11 protein-coding genes and 4 pseudogenes are annotated in these 11,691 nt (G+C 60.8%); 9 read left to right on the forward strand and 6 right to left on the reverse strand.

The genetic code is table 11. The annotated features are described in order from the left end of the window. The 3 pseudogenes from HV796_RS37740 to HV796_RS37755 form a co-directional block, all read left to right on the forward strand. Positions 1–108 (forward strand): annotated as a pseudogene (locus tag HV796_RS37740) (IS110 family transposase); the annotation flags it as partial. A gap of 626 nt (positions 109–734) precedes the next feature. Next, positions 735–1,422, forward strand: a pseudogene (locus HV796_RS37750) (IS6 family transposase). A 44-nt stretch (positions 1,423–1,466) separates the two neighbouring features. Continuing rightward, a pseudogene (locus HV796_RS37755) lies at positions 1,467–1,775 on the forward strand (DDE-type integrase/transposase/recombinase); the annotation flags it as partial. A 118-nt stretch (positions 1,776–1,893) separates the two neighbouring features. On the opposite strand, the gene HV796_RS46125 reads toward HV796_RS37755, so the two are convergent. After that, positions 1,894–2,166, reverse strand: coding sequence for a BrnA antitoxin family protein (locus tag HV796_RS46125; RefSeq protein ID WP_175232932.1), 273 nt, complete (start codon positions 2,164–2,166; stop codon positions 1,894–1,896). Positions 2,167–2,845: 679 nt separating this feature from the next. Here HV796_RS46125 and HV796_RS37765 point away from each other — a divergent pair. The 4 genes from HV796_RS37765 to dinB are packed head-to-tail and all read left to right on the forward strand — an operon-like array spanning position 2,846 to position 5,501. Then, a complete protein-coding gene (locus tag HV796_RS37765) occupies positions 2,846–3,151 on the forward strand; it encodes a CppA family protein (protein WP_175232933.1) in 306 nt (101 codons plus the stop codon). Positions 3,152–3,153: 2 nt separating this feature from the next. Continuing rightward, the gene (locus tag HV796_RS37770) at positions 3,154–3,582 is read left to right on the forward strand and encodes a DUF2471 family protein (RefSeq protein ID WP_175232934.1); all 429 of its coding nucleotides are present in this window, start codon (positions 3,154–3,156) and stop codon (positions 3,580–3,582) included. Next, complete coding sequence (gene imuA, locus HV796_RS37775) at positions 3,582–4,286, forward strand: translesion DNA synthesis-associated protein ImuA (RefSeq protein ID WP_175232935.1); 705 nt, start codon at positions 3,582–3,584, stop codon at positions 4,284–4,286. The genes HV796_RS37770 and imuA overlap by 1 nt, the downstream gene beginning before the upstream one ends. Before the next feature lie 36 nt (positions 4,287–4,322). After that, positions 4,323–5,501 (forward strand): DNA polymerase IV, encoded by a 1,179-nt coding sequence (dinB, locus tag HV796_RS37780; protein ID WP_281369976.1) that lies wholly within the window; start codon positions 4,323–4,325, stop codon positions 5,499–5,501. Between the two features lie 177 nt (positions 5,502–5,678). Here the strand turns inward: dinB and HV796_RS43545 are convergent, their stop codons facing one another. The 3 genes and pseudogenes from HV796_RS43545 to HV796_RS44645 form a co-directional block, all read right to left on the reverse strand. Continuing rightward, the gene (locus tag HV796_RS43545; RefSeq protein WP_217478128.1) at positions 5,679–6,017 is read right to left on the reverse strand and encodes a site-specific integrase; all 339 of its coding nucleotides are present in this window, start codon (positions 6,015–6,017) and stop codon (positions 5,679–5,681) included. Between the two features lie 9 nt (positions 6,018–6,026). Then, positions 6,027–6,338 (reverse strand): tyrosine-type recombinase/integrase, encoded by a 312-nt coding sequence (locus HV796_RS43550; protein WP_217478129.1) that lies wholly within the window; start codon positions 6,336–6,338, stop codon positions 6,027–6,029. A 248-nt stretch (positions 6,339–6,586) separates the two neighbouring features. Continuing rightward, positions 6,587–6,818: pseudogene (locus HV796_RS44645) on the reverse strand (hypothetical protein). Positions 6,819–6,970: 152 nt separating this feature from the next. Between HV796_RS44645 and HV796_RS37790 the strand changes: the two are divergent. After that, entirely contained in the window at positions 6,971–7,168 is a 198-nt protein-coding gene (locus tag HV796_RS37790; RefSeq protein WP_246356280.1) for a transcriptional regulator, read from the forward strand. Continuing rightward, on the forward strand, positions 7,165–7,476 hold the full coding sequence (locus tag HV796_RS37795; protein ID WP_246356281.1) for a type II toxin-antitoxin system VapC family toxin: 312 nt from the start codon (positions 7,165–7,167) through the stop codon (positions 7,474–7,476). The genes HV796_RS37790 and HV796_RS37795 overlap by 4 nt, the downstream gene beginning before the upstream one ends. Positions 7,477–7,836: 360 nt before the next feature. On the opposite strand, the gene HV796_RS37800 is transcribed toward HV796_RS37795, so the two are convergent. Both HV796_RS37800 and HV796_RS37805 read right to left on the reverse strand, forming a co-directional pair. Then, positions 7,837–8,325: a hypothetical protein gene (locus tag HV796_RS37800; RefSeq protein ID WP_175232938.1), complete on the reverse strand. Its 489-nt coding sequence runs from the start codon at positions 8,323–8,325 to the stop codon at positions 7,837–7,839. 126 nt (positions 8,326–8,451) lie between these two features. After that, positions 8,452–11,565 carry an efflux RND transporter permease subunit gene (locus HV796_RS37805; protein WP_175232939.1) on the reverse strand — a complete coding sequence of 1,038 codons (3,114 nt, stop codon included), beginning with the start codon at positions 11,563–11,565 and terminating at the stop codon, positions 8,452–8,454. Positions 11,566–11,691: the final 126 nt, after the last annotated feature.

An 11,691-nucleotide genomic window follows, 5' to 3' on the forward strand; every position in this document is an offset into this window, starting at 1 on the left:
CGCGGCTACTGGCGGACAGCTGTCGCAATCGCCGCCAAGAATGCGCGCATGGCCTGGGCGACACTCAAGTACGGCGAAGCCTTCAAACACGAACCGGTGACTGTATGACCGAACATTTTGCCCAATAGTTGCCGCCCCGCGAGATCATAGCAACCATGAGCGGATAGACGATCACTTTGCACTGCCAGCGGTGATGTGAAGCGGGTTGGACCCGCGCAAGGCATACCTGTCAGAGAAACGGGGATTCCTATCCCGCCCAACGAATGAGGTCCTTGCGCGCGTCTTTCATCAGGGTCCGGGCCATCGGCCCAACATGACCGTTTGTAGTACAGCAGTCCTTCACCTTCTCACGCGCGCCGACGTGGCATTGCAGCACTACCAATAGCGAACTTCGATTGAGCTTGTGCTTAACGGGGAAGCCCTTGTAGTTTCTCTGGGGCGGCGCCGCCGCCAGGGCGATCGGCAACTCATCGCCGATCGCTTGATCCCGATGGGTGTCTGGTGCGATCCGGTTCGCAACCAGCCGCGAGAAAACGGATGCAGTACCGCGCCCTGCAGGCAGCCGGGACAGGATAACGGGAAGGAATTTCGCCGGATTGCCATGACGATGGTCATTTTCATCGTCATGGCAATCCGGCGATGGCTAAACTCGTACCTTGACTTCGGCCGACTAATGGGTGTCGCAATAAGACGGCGCGGTATGATTCGAGCGAACGATACGAATGACATAACTGATGAAGCAGACCTTGACTCCAGCCTTGGCACGCCTGTTTAAACGCCTGCACTATCCGCTGGATACAATGCTAACGTGCGTGCGCTGGTACATGGCCTACGGGCTGAGTGTGCGAAATCTGGAGGATGATGGCTGAGCGGGGCATCAGGGGCGATCATTCGACTGTGTACCGTTGGGCCATCAAACTGCTTCCGGTGCTGGGCAAGGAGTTTGGGCGTCACAAGCGCCCTGTTGGCAGAAGCAGGCGTGTCGATGAGACCTACATCAAGGTCAAGCGCTTTGTATCGCGCAGTCGACAAGGCCGGCCAGACAGTCGATTTTCTGCTGCGTGCTCACCGTGACAAGGCTGCGGCCCAGCGCTACTTCGAGAAGTCGATCGAGCAGAATGGCCAGCCCGAGACGGTAACGATCGACAAGAGCGGTGCGAATCTCGCCGCGCTCGACGCCCTCAACGCCGGGCGCGAAACGCCGATCAGAATCCGCCAGAACAAGTACCTGAACAACATCATTGAACAGGACCACCGGGCAATCAGGCGCCGTATCCGGCCGATACGCGGATTCAAGACCTTTCGCTGTGCACGCAACGCATTCTGCTGGGTGGCGTCGCGCTCATGCATATGATCAGGAAGGGGCAGATGAAAAGCAGCGGCCAAACTTCCGCTCAGCAATTTTACCCGTTAGAAAAATAACCATTGCTTATCATATTTCCTTGGATTGAAGCAAGCATCCTTATGCGACAGAACCCAACGGCGAACCCCATACTGTCACGATTGACAGGAGCGGCGCGAATCTGGTCGCACTGCAATCGCTCAACGCCGAACGTGAAACACCCATCAGGTTCCGGCACGTAAAGAATCTGAGCCACGTGGTGGAGCGGGACCATCGCGCCATCAAACGCATCATCAGGCCAATGATGGGCTTCAGGGATTTCCGGTGCGCGCGCATCATCCTCACGGGTATCGGGCTCATGCATATGATTCGCAAGGGACAGATGCGCGACGACGCAAACAGAACTGCTGCTGCGCAGTTCTACTCGCTGATCACGTATGCAGTCCTACTCATATCCGCTTACTCATCCTCTCATCGTTACCGCGACACAACCATCGGGAACACGTCGAGCGCAAACACCGCGTCGGGCGAACCGCGGACGTAGGCACCCGTCATTGCGCGTCGAGCGGATGCTCTTGCAGGAACGTGCGCAGCGCCTCATTCATGCGCGTCTGCCAGCCGTCACCGGTCGAGCGGAAGCGGTCAACGATATCGGCGTCGTACCGCATCTGTCGTCTGCCCGGTCCCGTCGGCAAAATGCCACCGGTCGGAGAGCCCCTTGTTATCGACCTCTTATCGACTTCTGCCGGCTGTATCCGATTGCGGCATAGTTGGCTTACTACATTAGCGAAACCGTGGAGGAGCTGTACGGCGAGCGTGCGCAAGGCGTGGACGGGATGCGAGGCGGGGACTCCAGGGAAAAGGGGGTGCTCTCAATTCACGCTAGCGGCCATACGACGAGGTCCATCCGCAATGGACCCGCGTCCATGTGACGACCGTCTTCGGGCGGCGGGCCGTGCCTCACGCGTCGCCCGCGGCGTTGTCCGTTTTTCCGGGCGCCGATATGCACATCCCCGGCGAGGCGCAAACGACGAACAGGGGCAGGGAGGGTGATTCCTTTGTCACGGTAGGGGCGTGGACCCCGAACGGCCAAGATGTGCGGCCCGGCATTCCGGTGCGCCTATCCTCGGTCATGCCCAAGGATCTGGCGCCCGTTAAATTCCTAAGACGAGCATAGCCCTTTTTCTTCGGAAGACCGCTTCGACCGGCTCATAACGGGCGGGCGACGGGGCTCTCAGGATTCGGGCATTTTCGTACCATAGCGCAGCGCACAACCAATGGAATCAAAGGCTTATTGTTCGCGCGTGATAGCGTACTGGATGCTATTTCGCGGACAATGCCTATCCTTTCCCGGTAATGCTATGTGAACAACTGGCGTACGTTTTCTTCCGGATCCTGAGCGCCCCCCCGAATTGGGCGGACTTACCGGCGGGGCCACCGCTCGCTTGCTCTTTACCAGAGTACTGTATATATTTACACCTGTATGAATAAACAGGAATGGGTATGGAACATCTGATCCGGATTCTCAACGACGACGACCGGCAGACGCTTGTCTGGCTGCGCACCCACATCGGCGATACCCGCGTGGCCGACGCCGCGCGCCAGCTGACCGCGCAGCGGGAGTCGTTCGCGGACGCCTGGGCAAAGCCATACATATCAGCCGTTTGCCGCTATCTTGGCGTTTGGCCGCCGACGCCGCGTCGGTCGACACGAGCGGATGCGGATCATCGGGTGGCCGACCAACATCTCGCACGGATTCGTCAACTGCTGGCGCAGCGTTCGACAACGGCTGGTCGGGCGGCCGGATAGCCATGTCCGATGGCCTAGATGTCTCGCCACTGGAAGGCGACGACGATCCTGGAGTCGATCCTGTCGCGCTCGAAAGGACGGCCCAGCGAGCGGCGACGGACCTGCAGCGCGTTGTCGCGCGGATAGCGCGGCCCTACCTTCGATTGCTTCACCAGGGAAAGCTGGGCCATTGGGTGCCGGCACCCACATGGCGCCTGCTCGTCGATATCGAGGAACAGGCGTTCGCGGATCCCGGTTTTCAGGGGCGCCATGCAGCCGCAATCCGTAACGGCTTTGCCCGCCTCGCTGACAGCCGTCTGACTGGTCCGGATCTCGATGCCCGTGTGGACTGGCAGCATGACGATGACCCGCTGCCCGCGGTCTACGCGATCATGCGCGCACTCGTGCATGAGTTCGGTGCGGATGCGTCATCTAACCGAAATCCTGATTAATGCCCGCCGCCGTAGAGCGCCATAGCCCCGAGGAAATCCACCCGTCAATCTGGCGGGCGTCACAGCTCGCGCGCCGAAACGGCCGCTCGATCGCGACTGGCTATGCATCGCTTTCTGCGGAGTTGTCCGGCGGCGTCTGGCCGCTCGGCGCGCTGATCGAATTTTTGCCACAGTGTTCCGGGGTCGGCGAATTGAGGCTATTGCAACCAGCCCTTTCTTCGTTGCGCAAGAGACCGATCGGACTGATAGCGCCAACACATCCGCTGAACGGACCGGGACTCGGGTCGACCGGTTTGCCGCTCGCCTTCGTCGTTCAGGCCAGAGCGCCGAAGATGGCCGACAAACTCTGGGCTGCGGAGCAGATGCTCGCTGCAGGCAGTTTCGGGGCTCTGGTGCTCTGGCTTCAGCAGGTTCCCCATGCATCGCTGAGACGGCTTCACCTCGCGGCGCAGTCGTCAGAGACACTGTTTGCTGTGGTACGGCCGGAAACTGCGGCTCTCGCGACCTCACCAGCCACACTTCGCCTCGGCTTGCGTCCAATAAAGGAGGGTCTTGCGATCGACATCCTCAAGCGACTCAACCCGGTGGCTGCAAAACGGCTGACGATTACAACGCAGAGCCCGATGCTTTATTCACGCCACCGGCGAGTGTGCGTCCTTATGCCGATTACGGCGCAAGCGGACGAGGCAGCAGTTGAAGCCTGACGTTTCTTCGCCCAGAGCGATGCCACGCCGCGGCGTATTGCCCACCTGGACATGGACGCCTTCTACGCGTCGGTCGAACTGCTGCGCTATCCCGAGCTGCGAGGCAAGTCCGTTGTGATCGGCGGTGGCCGTCAGGCGGTGCCTGAAACGTTACCTGACGGCAGCCGGCGGTTTGCGCGGCTTCGGCACTACGCGGGGCGCGGCGTGGTCACCACGTCGACCTACGAAGCCCGGGCGCTCGGCGTGCATTCGGCGATGGGCATGATGAAGGCCGCACAGCTTGCACCTGATGCATATCTGTTGCCCACGGACTTCGATTCATACCGCCACTACTCCCGACTCTTCAAGGCCGCCGTTCGTACATTCACCGACCAGATCGAAGATCGCAGCATCGACGAGATCTACATCGACCTGACCGGCGTCGCCGGCGACACGCGCGACGTTGCGGCCGCGATCAAGGTCGCGGTGCACGAAGCGACCGGCCTTACCTGCTCGATCTGCATCGCGCCCAACAAGCTGCTCGCCAAGATTGGCTCCGAACTGGACAAGCCCGACGGGCTGACAATCCTCGGGCACGCCGACATCGAGCGGCGCATCTGGCCGCTGCCGGCGCGCAAGGTCAACGGCATTGGCCCTCGCGCGAACGAACGGCTCGCCGCGATAGGCATCACCACCGTTGGCGACCTCGCCCGCGCGGATATCGGGATGCTGCAGGAGAGGTTTGGCGGGAACTATACCGACTGGCTCGCGCGCGTCGCGCGCGGCGTCGACGACCGGCCGATCGTAATCAGTTCCGAACCCAGGTCAATGAGCCGTGAGACCACGTTCGAGCGCGATCTGCACGTGCGGCAGGACCGCCCTGCCCTGTCCGCGCATTTCACCGCGCTGTGCAAGCGTGTGAGCGAGGATCTCGCGAGAAAAGGCTACGTCGGTCGCACGGTCGGCATCAAGCTGCGTTTCGCTGACTTCAAGACCGTGACCCGCGACGTCACGCTTGCCGAAGCGACTGCCGGTGCGATAGCGATCCGGCGGGCCGCAACGGAATGTCTGCGCCGCGTCGTCCTCGACCGTCGCCTGCGGCTGCTCGGCGTGCGTGTGTCGACGCTGGAGAAAACGGGCAACGTCGTGGCCGGCAAGTTACAGCACAGCCTTCCGCTCGAGGACGAAACCTGGACGCCAGCAGCCGTTTCGGTGTCGGGCTCATCAGCAGATTGACCCCGGTGGTGTGACGGTAAGGTGAATTGACCACTTCGCGCTATAGACTGGCTGGCGAATCGCAGATTCGCCTTTGGTTCTGAAAAGGTCAAACTCAGTATATAAGGCCGAACATGGATCAACTGTCACGAGCAACAACCTGCAAGATCCGGCGCTTGCCAAGCTCGAAGGCAAGCATCAACTGTTTCGGCGTTTCGTTCGCAGCGCCAGGTATTTCGCAGATCGTTGGTGGTGCGATATTGGCGTGGCCCGCCACTCCTGCACCCTGGCGATATCGGCTTCATGAACGAGTGCGTTGGTGGCCGCCTTCGCACGCAGGCTGTGAATGCCAAAGCCCTTCACCCGGATCTTCGCCCGCGCCGCGTACGCGAGCACGCACTTGTATACCCCGTCGACCGTGATGGCCTTGCCGATTTTCCGGACCGGCTGGAACAGTGCGGCGTCCGGTTCCATCGCGTGGCCGGCTGCCTCCAGGTAGGTGTGCAGGCGTTCCGCACTCGCGGGATGCAGCGGCACGTAACGGGTCTAGCCGCCCTTGCCATGCACGCGCAGGTGCGGCACGCCGCGCCGGTCATGAATGTCGCGGACCTTCAGCAGGCACAGCTCTTCGCGTCTCAGGCCGTGATAAAGCAGCACCGCGAGCATGGCACGATCGCGCCTTCCCTTCAGCGTCGAGACATCCGGCGCATCCAGCAAGGCCCTGGCCTCATGGTCACCGAGTGCCGGCGTCCCGCCTTCATGACTGTCGACCTTCGGGCGCTTCGCCCCCTTGACCGGATTGAAATCTACCGCGTTTTTCTCGCACAGGTACTCGAACAGCGAAGACAGTGTGGCCATCTTGCGCCGGATCGTCGCTCCGGACAGAGCCCGGTCTTCAAGGGGTCTTTCTCCAGGCCAATACGTGTCGCGTGATGACGCGGAACTCGGCCGGCCGGCGGATGATGCCGGTGAAGGTCATGAAGTCCCGCAGATCGATCCGGTACGCGCGGCGGGTACGTGGATTGTCGAGATAGGCGAACTACCCGGCTTCGGCCGGCACGTCCGCGAGCTGCTGGAACTGGGCCGCCGTCAGCGGCCGGCCGGAGTCAATCGGGGCGGGCAGTACGGACATGATTTTCCCCGGGCAGCTCGGCCCCGTGTGCACGCATCATGGCAATCGGCTCGGCGGGCGTGATGTCGTGTCGGATTACACGCTGTGTCCCGTCCCTGCGCAGGTCGCGGTCGATCAGGATGATCTCTGCGGCTGTCAGGCACCGCCTCGAGGCGCACCTGGCGCAGCAGGGTATCCTTCTCGTCGTACTCGGCCAGCAGATGCATCGCGCCGAGCGCGCCGGTGACCGTCGGTTTCGGAAGCGGGGTCGAACTCATCGTCACTCCATCATCAAGACCGGACGCCGCCGGGCCCTCCGTCGGGCTCTCCTGAAAAGGCTCACCGGCGGCACCCGGAACGGAAAGAGGTGTTGCAGCACTTGGGCATCAAGCCCGGCGAGCGAATCGAGCTGGATTTGCCGCCTGACGGCCGGGCCGAGTTGAAGGCCGCGCAACCGAAAGGTTCGTTCCGGGAACTGCGGGACATCCTTAAAGGCAAGACGGATGGCACTCGGTTGAACATCGAGGAAATCAACGAAGCGATAGCCGACGCCGGCACTGCGGCCGGTGATGCATGAAAGTGACCGCTGATACGAACCTCTTGCTTCGCACCATCGTTGACGATGATGAAGCTCAAACAACGCGCGCCGTCGATTTGCTGGAAACGGCCGACATGGTGGCGGTGAGCCTGCAAACGCCATGCGAGCTTGTATGGGTGCTGCGCGGCCGATACGGTGCGGATCGCGCGAACATTGCCGCCGCGGTCCGCACGCTGTTGAACACAAGCAATGTCGTGGTCAATCGCCCCGCCGCCGAAGCCGACCTTGCGTTGCTCGATGCAGGGGGAAATTTTGCCGATGGCGTCATTGCCTATGACGGCACTTGACTCGGCGCGGAAACCTTCGTGTCCTTCGATAAGAAAGCGGTGTCTCTGCTCACCAAGCAGGGACTGGCCGCACATCTGTTTTGACGGCAGGATCGCGATGCCCTGACCAGGGTGCAAAAAGAACCGGCGCCTGCGCCGGTTGAAAGTTCGGGGCCCTGTCCAAACTCGAGAGGGCTTCATTTTTAACGCCTCTGCGTTTCCCCAATCCCCCGAATAACGCCCATGTCGGGCGCCAGTTCGCTTCTTGCCTTTCCACAGAGCCTCCCTCGGAGTTTTGCGACGCAGAACGAAAGCCATACTGAGTGTCTGCTTTCCCGTTACCCTAACGGTTTATCAGTCGCCGCTTTTTCGGGTGGCCTTCTACACTTGGAAAGCCTTGTTTGATTCCAGCTTCGGAAGCTTCTTTTCCGTAGGTACCTCGGCAACGACTTTGATCGGGAACGCGGGTTGTGGTTGAGCACTCATAGCATCGACCGTCTTGTCATTTTTTGAGAAACCGGATTGTCCCACGTTCCGTGTCACTACGTCCCGCGTTCGAAGGTTCAACATGCTTCGCGCATGAAGAGGCGTCCTTCTATAGTTGACAATACCGTTATGCGTTCCGCTCGGACAGATTTTACTTGAACGCCTTAGTGCGACAGAACCCGCCACGGCGTCGACTTCGGGTTCAGCGTCGGCGTCGCCGGCATCGAGCACGAGCGCTTCGTCGGCTACGGGGTCGAGCGCCAGCGCGTCAATGTCATCGTATCCGATCAACATCAGCGCGCCGCGCGGGCTTTGATGGCGGACGCGACCGAGACGTCGGCTCAAACCGCGCAGGAAGCAGGAAAGGGCGATTAGCAGGCGCAACGCCTGCTCGCCAAGGAGGCCGTGGCCAATGCAGGCTAAGGTGCCCAGGGAAATTGAGCGTGAAGGAGTCGACCGCCGCGCCGGATCGGCGCGGTCCCTCAGATTTTGAATGCGTGCGCCCAGCGCTCAGCCCACCGGTTCGCACTCGACCGTGCGATCTTTCGCTCGATACCCCGCCAGCCATTGCGACAGCCGGTCGAACCACAAGTGCACCACGGGCGTCGTGAAGAGCGTCAGCATCTGCGAAACGATCAGGCCGCCGACAATCGCGATGCCGAGCGGAACACGCAATTCCGCGCCCGCACCAGACCCAAGCGCGAGTGGCAGTGCGCCAAACAGCGCGGCGAGCGTCGTCATCATGATCGGCCGGAAGCGCAGTATGCACGCCTGGCGGATCGCCTCGCGCGGCGATAAAGCTTGGTCGCGCTCGGCCACGAGCGCGAAGTCAATCATCATGATGGCGTTTTTCTTCACGATACCGATCAGCAGGATGATGCCGACTATCCCCATGATGGAGAGATCCTGGCCGCACAGCATCAACGCAAGCAATGCCCCGACTCCTGCCGAGGGCAGCGTCGAAATGATGGTAAGCGGATGAATCGCGCTCTCGTACAGGATGCCCAGAATCAGGTACACCGCGACGAGTGCCGCCGCGATCAGATACGGTTCGCTGGAAAGCGACACCTGGAACGCCTGCGCCGTGCCTTGGAACGACCCCGTCAAACTGTCGGGTTTGCCTGCGGCGATTTCGGCCTGGTGAATCGCCGTCACGGCATTGCCAAGCGATTGGCCCGCCGCCAGATTGAACGAGATAGTCACAGCCGGAAACAACCCCTGGTGATTCACCGAAATCGGCGACACGTTGTTTTCGATCTTCGCCAGCGTGTTGAGCGGCACCAGTTCATTCGTCAGCGGCGAACGCACGTAGAGGTGCGCGAGCGCGTCGGTGGTCAACTGGAAGCCCGGATCGACCTCCTCCACGACGTGGTATTGATTCAGCTGTGTGAACAGCGTTGCGATCTGCCGTTGGCCGAACGCGTCGTAGAGCGTGTCGTCGATGGCTTGTGCGGTGATGCCGAAGCGCGAGGCCGTGCTGCGATCAATCACGAGCGTCGCGCTGGTAGCGGCAGCTTGCTGGTCGGAGGTGACGTCGGCGAGTTGCGGCAGCTTCGACAGCTTGTCGGTCAGCAAGCCTTCCCACTGATTCAATTCGTTGATATCAGGGTCTTGCAGCGTGTACTGATACTGGGCGGCACTGATTCGGCCGCCCACCTGAATATCCTGACGAACCTGCATCGACAGCGAAATACCCATTACCTTCGCTAACTGCGGCTTCAGACGATCGAGCACCTGCGCGGCGCTATCCTTGCGTTGACCGAACGCCTTCAGGTTAATCATCACGCGACCCTGGCTCACGGTCGGATTCGCGCCCATCCAGTAATAAACGTTATCGACTGCGGGATCGGCTTCGATGATATGGCCCAGTTGCTGCATTTTCGAAGACATCGCCCGTGGAGAGATATCCGGCGCGGCCTGCGCGACACCCATGATCAAGCCGGAGTCTTCCTGCGGAAAGAAGCCCTTCGGGATCGTGATGAACAACGCCAGTGTCGCGACGATCGTTGCGATCGTCACGCCTAGCATCAGTTTCGGCCAATTCAGCACCCAATCGAGACCACGCTCGTAACGCCGCTCCACCGCGACTAAGCCTCTTTCGAGCCACGCTTCAAGCTTACGCATGCGCCCTGCTTCATCCGGCTTCGGCAGGCGGATCAGCCAGCCGCATAGCATCGGCGTGACGGTCAGCGAGACCAGCGCAGACATGAGGATCGCTGCGCTCACCGTCACCGCAAATTCGCGGAACAGGCGTCCGACAATGCCACCCATCAGCAGGATCGGAATGAACACCGCAATCAGCGAGATCGTCATCGAGATAATGGTAAAGCGCACTTCCATTGCGCCAAGCAGCGCGGCTTTCATGGGCGGCACACCTTCCTCGACATGGCGCATCACGTTTTCGATCACAACGATCGCATCGTCTACCACGAAGCCCACCGCAATGGTCAGCCCCATAAGCGACAGATTGTCGAGGCTATAGCCAATCAGGTACATCACACCGAATGTCGCCACCAACGACAAGGGAATCGTCAGGCTCGGAATGATCGTCGCCCACACGTTGCGCAGAAACGAGAAGATAACCATCACGACGAGCGCGACCGTCAGCATCAGCGTGAACTGCACGTCGTGCACCGACGCATTGATGGTCTGCGTACGATCGCCCACGACATGCAGATGCGCGGCGGCAGGCAGCGTCGCTTCCAGCATAGGCAGCCTCGCCTTGAGGTTGGCGATCGTCTGCACGACGTTGTAGCCAGGCTGCTTGTGAATATCGAGGATGATCGCGCGTTCGCGCTGAAGCCACGCGGCCTGCTGGTTATCTTCGGCGGCGTTTAGGACGGTGCCGAGATCGGACAGGCGAATCGGCGCGCCGTTCTTGTACGCGACCACCAGATCGCGATACGCCGAGGCAGTCGTGATCTGATCGGTGGCATTGAAAATCACCGAACGATCCGGCCCGTTCAGGCTGCCCTTCGGCGCATTCACGGTTTGCAAGCCGACGATCGAGCGCACGTCTTCCAGCGTGAGGCCGCGCGCAGTGAGCTTGTCGGGATCGAGCTGGATACGAACAGCAGGCCGCTGTTCGCCGTGGAAATCGACGAGACCCACACCGGGTAACTGTGAGATCTGTTGCGCCAGATAGTCTTCGGCGTAGCTGTCGAGCTGCGTAAGTGTGAGCGATGGCGATGTCAGCGCCAGTGACAGCAAGGTGAAGTCGGCCGGATTGACCTTTTCATAGGTCGGCGGGTTCGGCAAATTCTTCGGCAGGGTGCCACCGGCCGCGTTGATCGCCGTCTGCACGTCCTGCGCCGCGCCGTTGATATCGCGCGACAGATCGAACTGCACGGCGATGTTGGTGGTGCCCAGCGAGCTCGACGACGTCATCTGCGTGATGCCCGCAATCAGCGAGAGTTGCCGCTCGAGCGGCGTCGCTACCGATGTCGCCATGGTCTCCGCGCTCGCGCCCGGCAATTTCGCTACAACCTGGATGGTCGGGAAATCGACTTGCGGTAAGGGCGCGACCGGCAGCAGAAAATACGCCACTGTGCCGGCCAGCAGCACCGCGATTGCAAGAAAACTGGTCGCAATGCGGCGCTTGATGAACCGTTCCATCAGGCTCATGACGGATTGCCCTGGTTATTGACCTTTCCATAAATCATGACGTCACCACAAGGTTGCCTGAATCCAGCACGCGGCGATGATCGAAGGTCGGTGCTGAGCGCTTTTGAGCTTGTTGCGAGCGACGGT

The organism is Paraburkholderia humisilvae (assembly GCF_902859855.1).
Lineage (GTDB): Bacteria > Pseudomonadota > Gammaproteobacteria > Burkholderiales > Burkholderiaceae > Paraburkholderia > Paraburkholderia humisilvae.

Coding starts and splice junctions, on each gene's coding strand:
- HV796_RS37765 (WP_175232933.1), top strand. CDS start 2,846: ATGGAACATCTGATCCGGATTCTCAACGACGACGACCGGCAGACGCTT.
- HV796_RS37770 (WP_175232934.1), top strand. CDS start 3,154: ATGTCCGATGGCCTAGATGTCTCGCCACTGGAAGGCGACGACGATCCT.
- imuA (WP_175232935.1), top strand. CDS start 3,582: ATGCCCGCCGCCGTAGAGCGCCATAGCCCCGAGGAAATCCACCCGTCA.
- HV796_RS43550 (WP_217478129.1), bottom strand. CDS start 6,338: ATGGCCACACTGTCTTCGCTGTTCGAGTACCTGTGCGAGAAAAACGCG.
- HV796_RS37795 (WP_246356281.1), top strand. CDS start 7,165: ATGAAAGTGACCGCTGATACGAACCTCTTGCTTCGCACCATCGTTGAC.
- HV796_RS37805 (WP_175232939.1), bottom strand. CDS start 11,565: ATGAGCCTGATGGAACGGTTCATCAAGCGCCGCATTGCGACCAGTTTT.